The sequence below is a fragment of the Allobosea sp. LjRoot90 genome (assembly GCF_964254315.1).
GTDB lineage: Bacteria > Pseudomonadota > Alphaproteobacteria > Rhizobiales > Beijerinckiaceae > Allobosea.
In genome coordinates this window covers 363622-381257 of sequence record NZ_CAXUTF020000003.1, presented here as the reverse complement: position 1 = coordinate 381257, position 17636 = coordinate 363622, and the positions used below count along the sequence as shown (strand labels likewise).

At 66.3% G+C, this 17636-nt stretch carries 16 protein-coding genes; 5 read left to right on the top strand and 11 right to left on the bottom strand.

From position 1 onward, the window contains the following. Nucleotides 1-4: 4 nt before the first annotated feature. The 3 genes from ACSQ3M_RS13915 to ychF form a co-directional block, all read right to left on the bottom strand. Nucleotides 5-1186 (bottom strand): cystathionine beta-lyase, encoded by a 1182-nt coding sequence (locus ACSQ3M_RS13915; protein WP_436150666.1) that lies wholly within the window; start codon nucleotides 1184-1186, stop codon nucleotides 5-7. Nucleotides 1187-1315: 129 nt separating this feature from the next. Beyond that, a complete protein-coding gene (locus ACSQ3M_RS13910; RefSeq protein WP_436150665.1) occupies nucleotides 1316-2329 on the bottom strand; it encodes a MaoC family dehydratase in 1014 nt (337 codons plus the stop codon). Nucleotides 2330-2459: 130 nt separating this feature from the next. Further along, nucleotides 2460-3557 carry a redox-regulated ATPase YchF gene (ychF, locus tag ACSQ3M_RS13905; protein ID WP_436150664.1) on the bottom strand — a complete coding sequence of 366 codons (1098 nt, stop codon included), beginning with the start codon at nucleotides 3555-3557 and terminating at the stop codon, nucleotides 2460-2462. 413 nt (nucleotides 3558-3970) lie between these two features. Here ychF and ACSQ3M_RS13900 point away from each other — a divergent pair, with 413 nt between their 5' ends. Together ACSQ3M_RS13900 and ACSQ3M_RS13895 are read left to right on the top strand one after the other, a co-directional pair. Beyond that, nucleotides 3971-6871 carry an autotransporter outer membrane beta-barrel domain-containing protein gene (locus tag ACSQ3M_RS13900; protein ID WP_436150663.1) on the top strand — a complete coding sequence of 967 codons (2901 nt, stop codon included), beginning with the start codon at nucleotides 3971-3973 and terminating at the stop codon, nucleotides 6869-6871. A 134-nt stretch (nucleotides 6872-7005) separates the two neighbouring features. Next, entirely contained in the window at nucleotides 7006-7608 is a 603-nt protein-coding gene (locus tag ACSQ3M_RS13895; protein ID WP_436150662.1) for a hypothetical protein, read from the top strand. A gap of 145 nt (nucleotides 7609-7753) precedes the next feature. Here ACSQ3M_RS13895 and ACSQ3M_RS13890 read toward each other — a convergent pair whose 3' ends face one another. Next, nucleotides 7754-9202: an MFS transporter gene (locus ACSQ3M_RS13890; protein ID WP_436150661.1), complete on the bottom strand. Its 1449-nt coding sequence runs from the start codon at nucleotides 9200-9202 to the stop codon at nucleotides 7754-7756. Between the two features lie 102 nt (nucleotides 9203-9304). Between ACSQ3M_RS13890 and ACSQ3M_RS13885 the strand changes: the two genes are divergently transcribed. Beyond that, nucleotides 9305-9916 (top strand): TetR/AcrR family transcriptional regulator, encoded by a 612-nt coding sequence (locus ACSQ3M_RS13885; RefSeq protein WP_436150660.1) that lies wholly within the window; start codon nucleotides 9305-9307, stop codon nucleotides 9914-9916. A 26-nt stretch (nucleotides 9917-9942) separates the two neighbouring features. Here the strand turns inward: ACSQ3M_RS13885 and pth are convergent, their stop codons facing one another. The 7 genes from pth to ACSQ3M_RS13850 form a co-directional block, all read right to left on the bottom strand. After that, on the bottom strand, nucleotides 9943-10557 hold the full coding sequence (gene pth / locus ACSQ3M_RS13880) for an aminoacyl-tRNA hydrolase (protein WP_436150659.1): 615 nt from the start codon (nucleotides 10555-10557) through the stop codon (nucleotides 9943-9945). Nucleotides 10558-10643: 86 nt separating this feature from the next. Then, nucleotides 10644-11261, bottom strand: coding sequence for a 50S ribosomal protein L25/general stress protein Ctc (locus tag ACSQ3M_RS13875; protein ID WP_436150658.1), 618 nt, complete (start codon nucleotides 11259-11261; stop codon nucleotides 10644-10646). 141 nt (nucleotides 11262-11402) lie between these two features. Beyond that, nucleotides 11403-13259: a putative bifunctional diguanylate cyclase/phosphodiesterase gene (locus tag ACSQ3M_RS13870; protein ID WP_436150657.1), complete on the bottom strand. Its 1857-nt coding sequence runs from the start codon at nucleotides 13257-13259 to the stop codon at nucleotides 11403-11405. 92 nt (nucleotides 13260-13351) lie between these two features. After that, nucleotides 13352-13915 carry a VUT family protein gene (locus ACSQ3M_RS13865; RefSeq protein WP_436150656.1) on the bottom strand — a complete coding sequence of 188 codons (564 nt, stop codon included), beginning with the start codon at nucleotides 13913-13915 and terminating at the stop codon, nucleotides 13352-13354. Then, nucleotides 13905-14648 carry a 7-cyano-7-deazaguanine synthase QueC gene (gene queC, locus ACSQ3M_RS13860; protein WP_436150655.1) on the bottom strand — a complete coding sequence of 248 codons (744 nt, stop codon included), beginning with the start codon at nucleotides 14646-14648 and terminating at the stop codon, nucleotides 13905-13907. The genes ACSQ3M_RS13865 and queC overlap by 11 nt, the downstream gene beginning before the upstream one ends. Before the next feature lie 13 nt (nucleotides 14649-14661). Continuing rightward, on the bottom strand, nucleotides 14662-15606 hold the full coding sequence (locus ACSQ3M_RS13855; protein WP_284172832.1) for a ribose-phosphate pyrophosphokinase: 945 nt from the start codon (nucleotides 15604-15606) through the stop codon (nucleotides 14662-14664). Nucleotides 15607-15818: 212 nt separating this feature from the next. Continuing rightward, entirely contained in the window at nucleotides 15819-16358 is a 540-nt protein-coding gene (locus ACSQ3M_RS13850; RefSeq protein ID WP_436150654.1) for a hypothetical protein, read from the bottom strand. 197 nt (nucleotides 16359-16555) lie between these two features. Here ACSQ3M_RS13850 and ACSQ3M_RS13845 point away from each other — a divergent pair, with 197 nt between their 5' ends. Continuing rightward, nucleotides 16556-16810: an accessory factor UbiK family protein gene (locus tag ACSQ3M_RS13845; RefSeq protein WP_436093783.1), complete on the top strand. Its 255-nt coding sequence runs from the start codon at nucleotides 16556-16558 to the stop codon at nucleotides 16808-16810. A gap of 289 nt (nucleotides 16811-17099) precedes the next feature. Continuing rightward, nucleotides 17100-17606, top strand: coding sequence for a YbjN domain-containing protein (locus tag ACSQ3M_RS13840; protein WP_436150653.1), 507 nt, complete (start codon nucleotides 17100-17102; stop codon nucleotides 17604-17606). The last annotated feature ends 30 nt before the right edge of the window (nucleotides 17607-17636 follow it).

Below are 17636 nucleotides of genomic sequence, written 5' to 3'. Positions count from 1 at the left end.
GGGTCTAAAGCGCTTTCGGAAGGGTCTCCAGCGCGTGCTCCAGATCGGCGAGGAGGTCCTCAACCTCTTCGAGCCCGATGTTCAGCCGCACGAGGCGAGAACCGTAGGCGCGGTGCTGCCGCTGGACATGAAAATAGGGCACGGCCAGGCTGGTGACGCCGCCCCAGCTATAGCCGATCCTGAAGAGCGTCAGCGCATCGATGAAGCCGAGCAAGTCCTTCTCCGCATAGCCGTCCTTGAAGACGATCGAGAACACGCTGGCTGAGCCGGTGAAGTCGCGCTTCCAGGTCGCATGCCCGGGCGAGGAGGGGAGGGCCGGATGCAGCACGCGCGCGATCTCGGGGCGCTGCTCCAGCCATTTGGCGATCGTGAGGCAGGACGCTTCGAGCCTCTCCAGCCGAACGCCCAATGTCTGCAGCCCGCGCAGCACCAGGCTGCAATCGTCAGGCGAGACCGCCATGCCGAGCATCTGGTGCATCTCGCCGATCCTGGCATAGCGCGCCTCGTCCCTGACCGAGATCGAGCCCATCAGGATGTCGCTATGGCCACCGAGATATTTGGTCAGCGCCTGCAAGGTGACATGCGCGCCATGGCGGAAGGCATCGAACATCACGCCGGCGGAATAGGTGTTGTCGATCGCGATGGTGATGTCGCGGCCACCTGCGGCGCGCGCGATCGCGGGCAGATCCTGCACCTCCATCGTCACCGAGCCTGGGCTCTCGCACCAGATCACCCTTGTGTTGTCGCGCAGCAGCCCGGCAATGCCTTCGCCGATCAGCGGGTCGTAATACTCGACCTCGATACCGAACTTGCGCAGCAAGCCTTCCCCGACGAGGCGGTGGGGCCCGTAGATTGATTCCGGTATCAAGACGTGGTCGCCGGGGCCGAGGAAAGCGAGATTGACCAGCGCGAGCGCTGCCTGGCCGCCGGGAGCCAGAAAGGTATGCGTCGCGCCCTCCAGCTCGGCGATGCGCGCCGCCAGTTCCAGCGTCGTCGGTGTGCCGTAGAGCCCGTAGGTGTAGGCCGCCTCGTCCTGCCGCCAGGTATCGCCGACCGAGGCCGCGTCCTTGAACAGCGTCGTCGAGCCGCGATAGACCGGCGTGATCAGCGAACTGAAGCCGTCGGGGGCCTTGGCGGCCGAGTGAACCAGCTTCGATTTCCAGCCGAGCTGTCTTGCCTTGGCCATCGCCTGCTCCCGTTCCCGCATTTTGGAGAGAAAGCATCACGTAAGGTCGCGGCGGCGGCAACGCCCCCCGGCGCCGATAGCCATGCGCCAGCCGTGGGCTCCATCTCAATGTGAGAGGCGGATCCGGCTCTAGGCCGGTTTGCGCTCGATGAAGACGCAGCCGTCGAAGCTCAGTACCGTCTCGCCGTTCTGGTTAACCCCGGTGTTGTGGTGGAAGAACAGGCCCCAGTCTGGACGCGAGAGGCTTGGGCGCTTGTCCGCGACGGCCGAGTGGTAGGTGATGCGGTCGCCGGCATAGACCGGCTTCAGCCAGCGCAGATTCTTGAAGCCCGGCGAGGGGCCGAGGCGCGGCGCGGCTGCTGGCGCGACCGCTGCCTCCTGCCGGCGGCGGTGGCTGACCATCGCCGCCATCCAGCCCGCAGCGGTGTGCCAGCCGGAGGCACAGAGGCTGCCGAAGGAGCTCTTTCGCGCCGCCTCCTCGTCCATGTGGAAAGGCTGGGGATCGAAGGAGCGGGCGAAGGCGACGATCTCCTCCGGCGTGAAGACCAGGCTGCCGAGCTCATAGGTCTGGCCGATCACGAGTTCGTCGAAGAAGCCAGGAGGGGCGGTCGCCAGAGCGGGCGGCTCGACAGTGACGGTCGCGTGTGGTGCCTCGTAACCCACCGAATGCCCGAGCCAGTCACCGCCTGCCGCCTCGAAGCCGGAGCCACGGCGGCCGAACATCACCCAGTTGTTCTGTTCGACCACCGGCTCGCCGCGCTGGTTCAGCAGCTCTAAGCGGAACTTCACCAGCCCCATTTCGGGCCTGGAGCGCGACGCCTTGGTCTCGCTGATCGTCCAGCGCAGCTTGAGCACATCGCCCGGCTTGACCGGCCGCAGCCACTTCACCTCTTCGACGCCGGGCGAGCCCATCGAGGTCGAGTCGAGGAAGAAGGCCTCGGCGGCCAGCCGCATCAACAAAGCGCAGCTGTGCCAGCCCGAGGCGATCAGCGTGCCGACGAAGCTCGCCTTGGCCTTGTCCGGATCGATGTGGAAGTCCTGCGCATCGAAGCGGCTCGCATAAGCGAGGATGTCGTCCTGTGAGACGGGAAGCGCGCCATACTCGGTCACGGAGCCGGCGACGAAGTCCTCGAAATAGAGCATCTGCAGCCCATCTCACTGGTCAGGCGAGTATTCTGCTCGTGGGATCGCTGATGATCGAGCGGAAAACGCGCAAACTCCGAAAGCCAACCACGCATAACGCCGGAGCAAAATGCGCTCCGGCGGCGCTGGCTCAGTTGGCGAAGCGGAAATGCAGCACGTCGCCATCGGCGACCACGTATTCCTTGCCTTCGAGCCGGAACTTGCCGGCCTCGCGCGCGCCGCTCTCGCCCTTATTGGCGATGTAATCGTCATAGGCGATCGTCTCGGCGCGGATATAGCCCTTCTCGAAATCGGTATGGATCACGCCGGCGGCGGCGGGTCCCTTGGTGCCCTTCTCGATCGTCCAGGCGCGGGCCTCCTTCGGGCCGACGGTGAAATAGGTGACGAGGTGGAGCAGCGCGTAGCCGGCGCGGATCACCCGATTGAGGCCGGGCTCTTCGAGGCCGACGGCTTCGAGATAATCGGTCTGCTCCGCGGCCGGCAGCACGGCGATCTCGCTCTCGATCTTGGCCGAGACGACGACGGCGACGGCGCCTTCCTCGGCAGCGCGGGCCTTGACCTGCTCGGAGAAGGCGTTGCCCTTGTCGGCGCTGGCTTCCTCGACATTGCACACGTAGAGCACGGGCTTGGACGAGAGCAGGCCAAGCAGTTCGAAGGCCTTGCGCTCGTCGGCCGCGACCTGGACGAGGCGGGCCGGCTTGCCCTCTCGCAGCAGCACGAGGCAGCGATTCATCAGGTCGGCCAGTTCCTTGGCTTCCTTGTCGCCGGACTTCGCCTTCTTCTCCAGCGGCAGGACGCGCTTCTCGAGGCTGTCGAGATCGGCGAGCATCAGTTCGGTCTCGATGGTCTCGATATCGTCGATCGGCGAGATCTTGCCTTCGACATGGGTGATGTCGCCATCCTCGAAGCAGCGCACGACATGGGCGATGGCGTCGCATTCGCGGATGTTGGCGAGGAACTGGTTGCCGAGACCCTCACCGCGGGAGGCGCCGCGGACGAGGCCGGCAATGTCGACGAAGGTCAGCCGCGTCGGGATGATCTCCTTCGAGCCAGCAATGGCGGCGAGCTTCTCCAGCCGCTCGTCGGGCACGGCGACGTCGCCGACATTCGGCTCGATCGTGCAGAACGGATAGTTCGCCGCCTGCGCGGCCGCCGTCTGCGTCAGCGCGTTGAAGAGGGTCGACTTGCCGACATTCGGCAGGCCGACGATACCGCATTTGAAGCCCATTATGGCTGGTCCGTTGCGTTGCCGCCGCAAAAGGGGCGGTGGCGAGATGATGATGCGAATGCTCCGGGCCTTATTGGCGTCCGGGCGTCAAAACACAAGATGGCGAAGGGTCAAGCGGCCAACGCGACACGCATGGCCGGTGCGGCCCTCGGAATCCCGCCCTGCGAGGAAGCCTGACGATTCCCAAAGGGAAGTCTCAAGAAAAATCGCCATCTCCCTCTCTTGCGGTGGCGCAATAGGGTGGCGCTGGCCGGATTTGTACGGCTGTTCACATTTAAGTGGAATCTCGCCGAGTTAATGCTTGGTTAGCTAACAATGTAACGCTAGGTTGTGCCGCTTCAGTTTTCCTAAAAATTTAAGAGCAAGCTATGCTTACCCTAGGTCGTGCCGCGCTTGGTGTCAGGGCGGCGGCGATGTCGACAGCGAGCATATTTGCGCTCGCCGCCACGCCCGGTCTTGCGCAGACGAATTGGCAAGGCGCCACATCCGACTGGTACACGGCAACGAATTGGTCGACCGGGGCCCTTCCGACCGGAGCGACCGCAGTCGTCATCGGGGCGGGCTCGCTGATCGCGCCATCCATCACCGCGCCCGGCGCCACTACGAAGACGCTCCACATCGGGGCCGCCGGGGCGGGCCAGGCGTTGACGGTGGGGGCGGGAGGCGTGCTTACCACCACCGACTACGTGACCATCGGCAATGCCGTCGGCGAGATCGGGTCGGCGCGTGTCGATCGTGGCACGTGGAACGGTACCCATCTCGACGTCGGCTTCAGAGGCAGCGGCGCGCTCGCCGTCTCGAACGGCGGGAGCGCGAATTTCAACCAGTTCGTCCGGACTGGCATCTTCGCCACCGGGGTCGGTGCCATCACCGTCACGGGGGCGGGAACGACCTGGAACAACGGTACGGGTCATGTCGTCGGCGATAGTGGCCAGGGTACCTACCAGATCCTGGCCGGCGCCAGCGCCTCAGACCGTGCCATAACCCTTGGCTACAATGCGGGGGCGGTCGGCAATGCCACCATCGACGCCTCGAAATGGGACGTCTGGGGCGCGCTGGTGGTCGGCCAAACGGGCCGCGGCGATGCTGTCGTTACAAGCGGCAGCAAAGTGACGGTAGGCAACAATGTCTATGTGGGATTTCTCGCCGGAGGGCAGGGATCGCTCACCCTTGACGGCGCCGGCTCGACGCTGACGGCCACCGGTTTCACCGGCATCGGATGGAGCGGTCAAGGCCGTCTCCTCATTGCCAATGGCGCGACATATCGTACGACCCTGGGGGCTGTCGGCTATTTGGCCGGCTCGCGCGGCGATCTGCGTGTGACCGGCGCCAACTCCCAATGGCTCGGCTCGAGCTTCCTGATCGTTGGCGGTGCCGGGGTTGCCGAATTGACGATCGATAGCGGCGGCACTGCGCGCGTCGATAACGGGGCCGGGCTGCTGTCTATCGCGAACCTCGCGGGCTCGACGGGCACAGTGAATATCGGCGCCGCGTCGGGGGCTCAGGCCCGAGGCGCGGGGTTTCTGGACGTGTCCGAGATCCGGTTCGGCGCTGGAACAGGGCGGCTCGTCTTCAACCATACCGATACGTACTACGTCGTCTCCGCTCGCATCACCGGCAAGGGCACGATCATCCATGAAAGCGGGACGACGACGCTTCGTGGCGCGAACAGCTTTACCGGCTCGATGCAGGTTACTGGCGGCCTGTTGGTGGCTGAGGGATCACTGGCGTCGTTCTCCAGCGTGACCATTGGGGAGGGAGGAACCATCGGCGGTACGGGGCAGCTGCCGTCGACGACCGTCTTGGGCACGATCTCTCCTGGCAACTCGCCGGGCGTGCTGACGGTCAACGGCAACCTGACGATGGGGACGAATTCCACCTATCTCGCCGAGATCCAGGGGGCGGTTTCCGATCGAATCAATGTCACGGGCACGGCAGCCCTGGCGGGGACGCTGAAACTGGCCTTCCTGCCTGGCGCCTACAGCTTCGGGTCTTCCTACACGTTGCTCTCGGCTCAGGGCGGCCTCGGGGGAACTCGCTTTGGCGCCGTCGATGGTTCGTCCACTTTCGGCGCCGGCATCGCCGCCAACGTTGCTTACACTCCGACGGACCTGCTGGTGACGCTCGCGCCCAAGCCGCTGGCCGGCCTGGTCGTGGCTCCAGCCAATGCGAATGCAGTTGCCAGCGGCCTCGACCGGGCGGTGGCTGGCGGGGCAGACCCTTCGGCCTTGTTCGCGATCTACAACCTCCCGGCTGCATCGATTCCCGCTGCGGTGAACCAGCTCTCGGGTGAAGTCCATACGGCCGTTCCAGCGATGGCGTTCTCCGCCGCCGACCAGTTCCTGCGGGCGATGCTCGATCCGTTCGCGGCGGGACGCGAGACGCCAGGGCAGGCGCAGGGGGCTGCGGCCTTCTCCGCTCTTCCGGCACGTAAGGGCGTGCCTCTGCAGGATGCCGCTCGACCTCCAGCGCCGGCCTATACGGTCTGGGGTGCGGCGTTCGGCGCATCCGGGCGTACCGATGGGGTAGCCCGGGTCGGTTCGGCGCGGCGCGATCTCGACGATGCGCATCTGGCGGTCGGCGCCGATCTGCGGATCGCGCCCGGCACGGTGGTGGGTTTCGCGCTTTCCGGCGGCAGCGCGAATGCGTCGCTGGCAGGGGGGCTCGGCAAGGCCAAGGCCGACGTTTTCCAGGCCGGCCTCTATGGCACGAGCCGGCTCGGCCCGCTCAACCTCGCGGCGGCCGTCGGCTATGGAGTGCTCGATACTGATGTGAAGCGCAGCATCCCGCCGCTCGGCAGCGCGCTGTCCTCCTCCTACAGCGCGACCGCGTGGAGCGGCCGGTTGCAGGCGAGCGTAGCGCTTGCCGATTGGGGCGGTTTCACAATGTCGCCGCTGGCGGCCGTGCAGGCGGTACAGGCGCGTAGCCCGGCCAGGATCGAAGCGAACTGGGCAGGCGCCAATGCCGGGGCGCTTGTTGTGGGCAAGAGCACCGACGTGACCTCGCGCAGCGAGATCGGCTTGCAGCTCGACTACGCCAGTGCGCTGGGCGGGCGGGCGCTTGCAGGCTATCTACGCGCAGCCTGGGCACATTATTACCAGCGCGATGTCAGCCTGAGCGCCTCGATCGCCGGCCTGACGGGCTCTGGCTTTGCGATCGATGGAGCCAGGACGCCGCGCAACAGCGCGCTGCTGGCGGCAGGGCTCGACTTCAGGCTCAGCCCGTCGGTGACGCTGGGGGCTCATATCGATGGCGAGCTCTCGGACAGCGCCAGGCGCATCGGCGGGCAGGCGCGGCTCAAGGTCAGCTTCTGAGACAGCGGCGCACCATCTTGGCAAAGGATGAGATGGCGAACACGGGCGCGTGTCACGCGAACGTGCGTGGCAGCGCGACGTGCGAGCGGGCACGAGTGAAGCACGACAGAAAGATCGGCTACCGGAGTTGCTCCATGCGCCTCGCCTCCCTCGTGCTCATCGGCCTCGTCACGGTCTTCGCAGCTGGCGCGCAGGCGCAGACACCGCAGAGCCGTATCCGCGGCACGGTCGAGCGTCTCGAGGGCCAGTCCCTGACGGTGAAGACGCCGGAGGGCACGGTGACGACGGTCGCGCTTGGGCCGAATTATTCGGTCGGTGCCGTGGTCAAGGCCTCGATGGCCGAGATCAAGAAGGGAAGCTTCATCGGCGTCGGCGCCCGTCCGCAGGCCGGTGGCGCGCTCATGGCCGTGCAGGTCTTCATCTTTCCCGAGGCGATGCGGGGCACGGGCGAGGGCCACAAGCCCTGGGGCGTCCTGCCGGATTCGACGATGACGAACGCGACGGTGGCCGAGACGGTCTCGCAGGTCGAAGGCGGCAGCGTCACGCTGACCTATCCCGGCGGCGAGCAGAAGATCGCGGTCCCGCCTGAGGCGAACATCATCATGGCAGCACCCGCACAGGCGAGTGACCTCGTCGCCGGGGCGCAGGTGGCAATGACGGCGAGCCGGCAGGCCGATGGTAGCCTGCTCAGCAGCCGTGTCACGATCGCCAAGCAGGGCGTGCAGTTGCCGCTCTAAGCCGCGAATGCGGGCCTGATTTGGCTTTGGGCGGACGGAGGCCGGCGGGTCGATGCCCTAGCTGCGGGCGGGGCAGATTTCGACGGTCTGCCCCCAGCCCAGTCTTCGCGGCGCGGATTCGTCTTGGCCGCGCCGCTCATCGGCGTCATGGCTCCGGATCGGAGGCCTTTGGCTGCGACACCAGCGCGATCAGGATGCTGAAGACGATCCCCGCGGCGGCAAGCCAGAACGCGAGCTGCATGCCCTCCGTGACGGCGTTGTTCAGGGCGGTCCCGCTCAGTCCACCGACCTGACGGTTCGCGACCGCGATCAGTACGGCAAGGCCGATCGCATTGCCGACATTTAGCGTCGTCGACGCCATGCCCGAGGCGACGCCCTGCTCCTCGTGCCGGACTCCGGAGGCCGCGGCGATCCACATCGCCGTCCAGACGATACCTTGACCGATGCCCGATACGATCAACCCCGGAACGAGTGCGAGATAGCTGCTCTCCGGTGTCGTGGCCGGTATCATCAGCGCAGTTCCGATCGCTCCGATGATCATGCCACCGATCAGGCTGGAGCGGGTCGAGAAGCGCGTTGACCAGCGCGCGCCGAGCTGCGTGCCGGCAGCGATCGCGACCGAGGGCAGCAGGAACGCCAGGCCGGTCTGGAGGGCCGAGAAGCCCTGCACGTTCTGGAACAGCACCGTCAGGAAGTAGGGGAGCGTGCCGAACGTCGCCATGTAAAGAAAGGTGATCGCCATGCCTGCGACCAGGCTGCGGTTGCGGAATAGGCGCAACGGCATCAGCGGATCCGAGCTCCGGGCTTCGATGACGACGAAGGCGAGGAGGGAGATGGCGGACAGTGCGAGGCTCCACAGGATGCTCGGCGAACGCCAGCCGAATTCGGGCCCCTGTACGAGAGCGAAGACAAGGAGCGTCGCGCCCGCCGTGACCGTCAGGGCGCCGGCTAGATCGAAGCTGCGGTGTTCGTGCCGCGCCGGATCACGCGGGATGACGAAGAAGGCGGCCAGGATCGCAATCCCGGCGAGAAGGACATTGACGTAGAACACCGAGGGCCAGCCGAAAGCACCGGTGAGAATGCCACCGGCCAGCGAGCCGATGGTCAGGCCGCTGGCGCCGGCGCCGCCCCAGACGGCCAGCGCCCGGTTGCGTTCCGGGCCTTCGGCAAACAACCGATTGACCAGCGACAGGGTCGCCGGGAACAGGAAGGCCCCGCCGATGCCCTGGACCGCACGGGCGATGATGATGACCTCCGGGCTCCACGCCAGACCGCCGAGCAGCGATGACAGCGCATAGAGCCACAGGGCGAAGATGAACATGCGCCGCTGGCCGATGAGGTCGGCTGCGCGGCCACCAAACAACAGGAAGCCGCCGGTAAACACCGTGTAGACGCTGACGACCCATTGCAGCGTCTGGTTCGAGAAACCGAGTCCGGCGCCGATTTCCGGCAGCGCCACGAAGACGATGTTGAGATCGAGCGCGATGATGAGCTGAGCGAAGGCGAGTAGCGCCAATGTGCCCGCTCTGCCCGCGCCGCTTCCTCCGTCCGATCGTGCCGCGCCGATCGCCGCAGCCTGGTCCGATGCACTCAAGATGACCTCCATGAATGATTCTTTGTTGATCGACAAAGAATGAGGCCTTGCGCATGGCTGTCAACGGAATTATTTGTTGATCGATCAAGAATTGAGATTCCAATGGCCCGACCTCGCGAATTCGATCGTGCTGAAGCGCTGGAGAAGGCGCGCGACGCCTTCTGGACCTGGGGCTATGAAGGCACCTCGATGGCCGACCTCGTATCCTGCCTGGGCATTGCCTCGGCGCGAATCTATGCGGCGTTCGGCTCGAAGGAGGCGCTGTTTCGCGAGGCGATCGCCTTCTACGAGGCGAATGAGGGCGGCTTCGTCGCGCGCGCGCTCGCCGGCGAGCCAACGGCGCGAGAGGCAATCGCCAGGATCCTCAAGGAGGCGATCGAAACCTATACGCGGCTCGGAAAGCCCCAAGGCTGCATGGTCGTGACAGCGGCCACGAATTGCGCAACGGAGAATGAGGTGCTGCGCGATTGGCTGGCCGAGCGCCGCCGCGAGCAGACGGCATCGATCATCGAGCGCCTGCAACGGGCGGTGCGGCATGGCGAACTCGCGCCGGACACCGATGCGCAGGTATTAGGAGACTACCTGACCGCCGTGATGCACGGGCTCTCTGTGCAGGCTCGCGACGACATCCCGAAAGCAAGGCTGACGGCGCTCGCCGACCTCGCCATGCAGACGCTCGACAGGTTTCGGGCGGCTGGCAATGCCCGACACTAAGTGGCCGGCCGCCTATTGAATGACGTCTAGTCCACCGCCCTCTCGCCGAGGCGCTTTACCGCGCCGTGGCCGCGCGCTTCCATGAACAGGTGGACCTTGTTCTGGAAGCCGGCATCGTCATGGGCGGCGAGCAGGGCGGCATTGTCGGCGCAGGCGGTGCAGAGATCCTCGACCCAGGCCTCCTCAGCCTTGCCGAAATCGTTCAGCACATAGGGGTGGACGAGCGCCTTGTCGCCGGGATGGCCGATGCCCATCCGGACCCGGCGATACTCGTTGCCGATCGCGGCTGTGGTCGAGCGCAGGCCGTTATGGCCGGCATTGCCGCCGCCGAGCTTCACGCGCAGCTTGGCCGGCGGCAGATCGAGCTCGTCATGGAAGACGATGACATCGGCCGGCGCGACCTTGAAGAAGCGCGCGGCTTCGCCGATCGCACGGCCGGATTCGTTCATGTAGGTCTGCGGCATGAGCAGCAGCACCTTCTCGTCGCCGATCGTCGCCTCGCAGGCATGGCTCTGAAAACGGGCGCGCCAGGGCGCGGCACGGGCAGCGCGAGCGATCGCCTCGACTGCCATGAAGCCGATATTGTGGCGGTTGCGGGCGTAGCGGGAGCCCGGATTGCCGAGGCCGGCGAAGATCAGCATGGTTCGGTCCCGCACCGGTTGTCATAGCAAAACGGCCGGGCATGCCCGGCCGTCTGCAAGCGTTCGTTCCGCAGGGAACGTAAAGCTCAGGCCTTGGCGGCTTCGGCTTCGCCCTCGGCAGCGGCAGGCTCCTCGGCCTCGACCGTCGGCGGAATGATCGTGACCAGGGTCCGATCCTTCGTCGAGGTCAGGCTGACGCCCGCCGGCAGCTTGAGCGCGTTGCTGTGGAGCGTATCACCGACCTCGAGGCCGGCAACCGAGACCTCGATGAACTCAGGGATGCTCTCGGGGGCGACTTCGATCTCGAGCGAGTGCTCGACGATCTGGAGGGCGCCGCCGCTCTTCAAGCCGGGCGACTGCTCCTGGCCGACGACGTGCACGGGAACCTCGACCTTGATGGTCTGGCCGGCAGCGATGCGCAGGAAGTCGACATGGATCGGGAAATCCTTGACTGGGTCGAGCTGGTAGTCGCGCGGGATGACGCGCGTCTTCTTGCCGTCGACGTCGATCTCGAACAGCGTGGTCAGGAAGTGACCAGCATAGATCATCTGGCGGGTCTTGTTGGCATCGAGCGCGATGGCCAGGGGCGTTTCGCCCGCGCCATAGATCACGGCGGGAGTGAGGCCCTGGCGACGAACTTCCCGGGCGGCCCCCTTGCCGACCTGGGCGCGCGCCGAAGCCTGAATCTGCTTCACGGCGGTCATGTGTTTGATCCTTAGCTTTTTAAAAGAGATGGCCGCCAGCGGGCGGCCATTGCGGTTCGCGTCCCTGCCTCCAAGGGTGTCAGTGGGACGCGAGCAGGCTCATAGGCGAAACCGCGGACAATCTCAAGCCCGCAGGCCGATTCAGGCGGCCGTGGCGGCAGAGCGCGACATGGCGACAGGCGTCGGCCGGGCGAAGCTGCGAACGAAGGCGGCGACTGCTTCGGCCGGCATTGGCCGCGAATAGTGGTAGCCTTGGCCGAGCGGGCAACCCATCGCGGCCAGGCGCCGCGCCTGGCCCTCGCTCTCGATGCCTTCCGCCACGAGCCGCATGCCGAGCCGGCCCGCGATGCCGATGAGCGCCTCGACGATCGCGCCGCTTCTCTTTCCGCCATCGATGCTTCCAACGAAGGAACGGTCGATCTTGATCGCGTCGACCGGGAAGTCGAGCAGGTGAGTGAGCGAGGCGAAACCGGTGCCAAAGTCGTCGAGCGCGACCAGGATGCCGCGCTCGCGAAGGCCTGCCATGGTGCGCGCGACGCCGTCGCGGCGTCCGCCCATGATCACCTGCTCGGTGATCTCGACGACCAGGTGCTCCAGTGGAACCTGCACCCGCTCGAAGGCCCTGACGATGCGTTGAACAAGGTCGCCCTTTTGAAAGTCGGCGGAGGTGACGTTGATGCCGATATAGCGAATGGGCAGGCCCTCGCGCAGCCATTGCGCCATGTCGACCGTGATCGCCGCCAGCATCTGGCCCGAAATGCGATAAGCGAGCTTGGGGTCGAGCAGGGCATCCTGGAATTCGCCGGCCGCCACGACGCGGCCGTCGTCCAGACGCAGTCGCGCCAGGGCTTCCATGCCGGCGATCTCGCCGGTGTCGAGCCGGATGATCGGCTGATAGTAGGGTATGAGGCGCCCCGCGCTCAGCGCCTCGTCCACGGTTCGGACCGTCTGGATGCGGCGGGTCATCGCGGTGCGCAGGCCGCCCTTGAAACGGACATAGCCGCCGCGCCGGGTTCCCTTGGCATGGTAGAGCGCGAAGTCGGCATTCTGCCGCAAGGTGATGCTGTCGGCGCCGTCTTCCCCGGCGATGGCCCCGCCGATCGTGACGCTGGGGACGATGGTCGTCCCCTCGCAATCGAGCGGCCCCTGCATTGCGGCGAGGATGGCGCTGGCCACGCCGCGCAATTGCCCGGCCTTGTCGCAGCCGGGCAGGAGGACGGCAAATTCATCACCGCCGATCCTGAATGCGGTTCCATCTGGCGCCACCGCAGCGAGCCGCGAGCCGACGGCTTCGATCAGCAAGTCGCCGACGGCATGACCCATCGTATCGTTGATTGCCTTGAGGTGGTCGATGTCGATCAACATCAGCCCGAAGCCGGACCGGGACCGGCTCGTTGCCTGGGCGATCGCCTCATTGAAGCGGGCCCGGTTCGGCAGCCCGGTCAGCGTATCGAAATAGGCGAGGCGGTGATTGCGGGCGTTGACCTCCTCGTGCTCGATCGCGATGGCGCAGAGATGGACGCAGGTCTCGACGATCCGACGCTCGAAGGGCGTCGCGCCGCGCTGCTCGCGATAATAGAATGCGAAGCTGCCGACGACCCGGCCGTCGCGCGCTGCGATCGGGCTCGACCAGCAGGCGCGCAGGCCGAGCGGTAGCGCGAGCTCGCGATAATCTTCCCAATGTGCGTCGGTGGCGATGTCGGTCACCTCGACCGGGTGCTTGCGATAGATCGCCGTGCCACAGGAGCCGACGCGCGGGCCGATCGGCGTGCCGTTGATCGCCTCGCCATAGGAACGCGGCAGGCTGGGGGCAGCAAGAGCGCGCAGCCGGAATTCGTCGTCGATAGTCACGACGGAACAGACCACGCCAGGCGCAAGCGCCTCAACCTGCTCGCAGAGCGTGGTCATGATCGCCGCCAGTTCCTCGCCGCGCGCGATCGATTCCAGGATGGCGTTTTGCAGGGATTGCAGACGCTCGACGGAATCGTGACGGCGCATCGTGGCACTCGGCGGACGGGAGGCGCCATCATGCCGCAGGGGCGTGAAACCGCGGTTTCCCCCTTAAATCGAATTGTCGGCTTTTGCGATCTTCAGGCGGGAGCGAGCCCGATCCGCTCGTCACGCCGACGCAGCAGGTGCATCAGCGGCAGCGCCAGCAGCACCATCCAGGCCTTGCCGATGATCTGGCCGGTCAGGAAGTCGAGGCTGCCGAAGGCGAGCCAGAGGAAGACGAAGCTGTCGACGACGAGGCCGAACACGCTCGAGGCCGCGACGGCGGCGACGAAATTGCGGCGCTGGAGCGGGGTATAGATCGTAAAGTCGGCCAGCTCGGAGAGCAGGAATGCCGTCGTCGAGGCCAGGACGATGGCCGGCGGCGCCAGCAGCCCGGAGATCAGGGCGCCGATCGCGATCGCGCCGAGGCCAGCGAGAGGGCCGAGGCGCCGCTGAACGATATCGCGCAGGACGAGTGCAAGGCCGACCATCAGCACGCCGCTCGGTGCCTTGATCCCAGGAGCGACCGGGACGAGGCAGGGGCCATCCGGCACGCAGACCGTGCCGGCATTGCCGATCAGCCAGTTGGCGAGCGGGATGGTGAGGGTGAAGAGGGCCAGCGCAATCAGGCCCTCGGTACGGCGTTGCCGATCAATCGTCATGGTTCGGTCCGCTATCGTTCGGCGCGGCCTCATAGGCCGCAAAGCCTCTTGCCCGCAAGTCGCAGGCCGGGCAATGGCCGCAGCCATAGCCCCAAGCATGCCGTTTCGTTCGATCGCCGAGATAGCAGCTATGGCTCTCCTCGACCACAAGGTCGAGCAAGGCCTCGCCGCCCAGCGTTTTCGCCAGGGCGAAGGTCTGCGCCTTGTCGCGCCACATCAGCGGCGTGTGCAGGACGAACCGGCGGTCGAGCCCGAGACCGAGCGCGACCTGCATCGCTTTGATCGTGTCGTCGCGGCAATCGGGATAGCCGGAATAATCGGTCTCGCAGACGCCAAGCACGATGTGCTTGCAGTCGCGGCGATAGGCCAGCGCCGCGGCGAAGGTCAGGAAGATCAGATTGCGGCCGGGGACGAAGGTCGTCGGCAGGCCGGCATCGGTGAAGGCGATCTCGCTCTCGCTGGTGAGCGCAGTGTCCGAGATCGCGCCGAGCGTCTTGAGATCGAGAAGATGATCCGCGCCCAGCCGTTCGGCATAGGTCGGCGATAGCCCAGGCAGCCGGGTCCGGATCGTTTCGCGGCAGGCAAGCTCGATGCGATGGCGCTGGCCGTAGTCGAAGCCGACGGTCTCGACGGCGGCGAAGCGCGCCAGCGCCCAGGCCAGGGCGGCGGTGGAATCCTGGCCGCCGGAGAAGAGGACGAGAGCCCGGTCCGCGCTGGCCGTGGCGGCGGTCATTACGCTGCTCCCGTCAGTCGAACAGGCTGGAGACGCTCGATTCGCTCGCGGTGCGCTCGATCGCCTCGCCCATCAGCCCGGCGATCGAGATGACGCGGATGTTGCGTGCGACCTTCACCGCCTCGGTCGGCATGATCGAGTCGGTGATCACCAGCTCTTTCAGCTTGGAGGAGGCGATGCGCGCCACCGCACCACCGGAGAGCACGCCGTGGGTGATGTAGGCGTAGACCTCCTTGGCGCCCTGATCGAGCAGGGCCTCGGCGGCGTTCACCAGGGTGCCTCCGGAATCGACGATATCGTCGAGCAGGATGCAGGAGCGGCCTTCGACCGAGCCGATGATGTTCATCACTTCCGACTCGCCCGGCCGGTCACGGCGTTTGTCGACGATGGCGAGCTGGGCATCGATGCGCTTGGCCAGCGCGCGCGCCCTGACGACGCCGCCAACGTCAGGCGAGACGACCATGGCGTTCTTCCAGTCGAGCCGGTCCTTGATGTCGCGTGCCATCAGCGGCGCGCCGAACAGGTTGTCGGTCGGGATATCGAAGAAGCCCTGGATCTGGCCGGCATGCAGGTCGAGCGTCAGCACGCGGTCGACGCCGGCATGGGTGATCAGGTTGGCGACGAGCTTGGCCGAGATCGGAGTGCGGCCCGAGGCGCGCCGATCCTGCCGCGCATAGCCGAAATAGGGGATCACCGCCGTGATGCGCCTGGCCGAGGAACGGCGCAGCGCATCGGTGATGATCAGCAGCTCCATCAGGTGGTCATTGGTCGGGAACGAGGTCGACTGGATGATGAAGACATCCTGGCCGCGGACGTTCTCCTGGATCTCGACGAAGATCTCCATGTCCGCGAAGCGCCGGACCTGGGCCCGGGCGAGTGGGACGTCGAGATGGCCGCAGATGGCTTCGGCGAGGGCGCGGTTGGAATTGCCGGCGACGACTTTGAAGGTAGAGGGCATGCCGGGCGCACCAGAAACGCGGGTCAAGGCGAGCCGTCCGAGCGGGGGCGGCTCAGTTTCGAAGGGCTCATAACAGCGTGATGACGTCGAGTCGACCAAAGAGGCGCGGCTTCCCCACGCAAATGCTGCACCGCACCGAGGTGATGCACGTTGCGCGGGATATTCCGTGGTATGCGCGCCCCGCGGGCGTGCCTATGCCGAGGGTCTGGCTTCTAGCGCTTCTTGTCGGGAGCTGCCTGGGCCGTGCGCGTCTTGCTCTTTGCGTCAGGCTTCGGCTCGGGCACCGGCGCCGTCGTCAGGAAGCTGGCAATCGCGTCGGCCGATTCGGACGCGGCCTTGGCGACGATGGTCTGGTCGATGCCGGCCCAGGGGTCGGAACTGCCGCCGCGGCGGCCGAGGCTCTCGCCCTGGACGCGTTGGGCGCGCTTCTTGCTCTCGTCATAGACGTCCCAGACGAAGGCGAGGGCGGTCTGGCCGTCCTCGGTCGGCTGGGCGGTAAGATAGCCGCGCACCCGGAACCGGGCCGGCTTGTCGCCGGGAACGATCTCCATCTTGCGCTCAGCCGCGGCCTCGCCGAGCAGGCCGGCGAAATGCGCCGTCACCTGGTCGGGCGCGCCGGAGATGCTCTGCACCGAGACCGGGACGCCCGGCGCGTCGACGCGCGGCCGTGCGGCGGTGGTGGTTTCCTGGCAGCCTGCGAGCGCAAGCGCGACGAGCGGCCCCATAACGAGGCCGTAAGAACGAACCGACATGACGCCTCCCGCCCATTGTTTGGGCTTGGATTGCTGGTCTTCCCTGCGGCGCTCGTTGTAGGCGCAACGATCGGTCAGGTCCAGATAGGGCAGGCGAGGGCCGGAACGAGCCCGTCGCGCCACGGTGATTGCGCTGTGGACGCTCCTTCGCCATATCTCCCGGCAGAGGCGCATGGGGCGCCCGCCGGAGAGCTTCGATGGTCAGCACGTCCAACCGTATCCTCGATGACATCGCCCGGCTGGCGACCGATGCGGCCGGCGCGGCGCAGGGCGTGCGCCGCGAGGTCGAGACCGTGGTCAAGACGCAGATCGAGCGGCTGCTGCGCGATCTCGATGTTGTGACGCGCGAGGAATTCGAGGCGGTGCGTGAGATGGCTCTGCTGGCGCGCGAGGAGAACGACAAGCTCGCTGCCCGGCTGGCGGCGCTCGAGGCGCGCGCGGCAAAAGAGTGAGCCCATTCCGGTGCGCGCTGTGGACAGTCGCGCGAAGGGATTGAGCCGACGTCCGAATCCGCAGAGTCTGCATCGCGTTGTGGGCGGGTTAACCGGCCTGCGCTATCGTCGATGAAGAGAGGTGATTCGTCGCTCGGCCCTGCCTCAAGGGGTGGTTCGACGGAGTGAAGGCCGCCCAGCGGCTTTCTTGTCGGGTTGTGTGCCTTACGCTTTTCCAGTCGCCGTGTACCCGTTCTCAGACAAGCCGCGCCTGCCTTGAAGGTCAGACGCCGGCTGTTGGACCTTGGGCATGATGGACCTTGACCTGGACGCCGATACCGAACGCCCCTCTAACCCCCTCGATCTCGTCGAACGCCTGGCCGCGCTGAACGATTGGAGCTTCGATCGCGACAGCGATGACGAACTCTCCGTCTCTGTCACCGGCGGCTGGGCCGACTACCACGTCGCGATCACCTGGCTCTCGGAAGTGGAGTCGCTCCACATCGCCTGCGCCTTCGACCTCAAGGTGCCGGACCGGCGCCGCAACGAGGTCATGAACCTCGTCAGCCTCGTCAACGAGCAGCTTTGGCTCGGGCATTTCGACCTCTGGAGTCGCGAGAACGTGGTGATGTACCGCCACGCGCTTCTGCTCTCGGGTGGAGCTGAACCGACCGAGGAGCAGGCGGCCGGGCTGATCAAGGCGGCGATCGACGCCTGCGAGCGCTATTACCAGGCCTTCCAGTTCGTGGTCTGGGCCGGCAAGAACGCGCGCGAGGCGCTCGAAGGCGCGCTGCTGGAGACGGTCGGCGAAGCGTGAATCCTGGCTGGGCCCGGGCTTGACCCGGGC

What these genes read in the sequence shown, in the direction of transcription:
- ACSQ3M_RS13915 (WP_436150666.1), bottom strand. Translation starts at nt 1,186, where the DNA reads ATGGCCAAGGCAAGACAGCTCGGCTGGAAATCGAAGCTGGTTCACTCG.
- ACSQ3M_RS13885 (WP_436150660.1), top strand. Translation starts at nt 9,305, where the DNA reads ATGGCCCGACCTCGCGAATTCGATCGTGCTGAAGCGCTGGAGAAGGCG.
- ACSQ3M_RS13910 (WP_436150665.1), bottom strand. Translation starts at nt 2,329, where the DNA reads ATGCTCTATTTCGAGGACTTCGTCGCCGGCTCCGTGACCGAGTATGGC.
- ACSQ3M_RS13900 (WP_436150663.1), top strand. Translation starts at nt 3,971, where the DNA reads ATGTCGACAGCGAGCATATTTGCGCTCGCCGCCACGCCCGGTCTTGCG.
- ACSQ3M_RS13895 (WP_436150662.1), top strand. Translation starts at nt 7,006, where the DNA reads ATGCGCCTCGCCTCCCTCGTGCTCATCGGCCTCGTCACGGTCTTCGCA.
- queC (WP_436150655.1), bottom strand. Translation starts at nt 14,648, where the DNA reads ATGACCGCCGCCACGGCCAGCGCGGACCGGGCTCTCGTCCTCTTCTCC.
- pth (WP_436150659.1), bottom strand. Translation starts at nt 10,557, where the DNA reads ATGCTGATCTTCGCCGGCCTCGGCAATCCGGGCTCCCGCTACGCCCGC.
- ychF (WP_436150664.1), bottom strand. Translation starts at nt 3,557, where the DNA reads ATGGGCTTCAAATGCGGTATCGTCGGCCTGCCGAATGTCGGCAAGTCG.
- ACSQ3M_RS13845 (WP_436093783.1), top strand. Translation starts at nt 16,556, where the DNA reads ATGGTCAGCACGTCCAACCGTATCCTCGATGACATCGCCCGGCTGGCG.
- ACSQ3M_RS13855 (WP_284172832.1), bottom strand. Translation starts at nt 15,606, where the DNA reads ATGCCCTCTACCTTCAAAGTCGTCGCCGGCAATTCCAACCGCGCCCTC.
- ACSQ3M_RS13870 (WP_436150657.1), bottom strand. Translation starts at nt 13,259, where the DNA reads ATGCGCCGTCACGATTCCGTCGAGCGTCTGCAATCCCTGCAAAACGCC.
- ACSQ3M_RS13840 (WP_436150653.1), top strand. Translation starts at nt 17,100, where the DNA reads ATGATGGACCTTGACCTGGACGCCGATACCGAACGCCCCTCTAACCCC.
- ACSQ3M_RS13875 (WP_436150658.1), bottom strand. Translation starts at nt 11,261, where the DNA reads ATGACCGCCGTGAAGCAGATTCAGGCTTCGGCGCGCGCCCAGGTCGGC.
- ACSQ3M_RS13850 (WP_436150654.1), bottom strand. Translation starts at nt 16,358, where the DNA reads ATGTCGGTTCGTTCTTACGGCCTCGTTATGGGGCCGCTCGTCGCGCTT.
- ACSQ3M_RS13865 (WP_436150656.1), bottom strand. Translation starts at nt 13,915, where the DNA reads ATGACGATTGATCGGCAACGCCGTACCGAGGGCCTGATTGCGCTGGCC.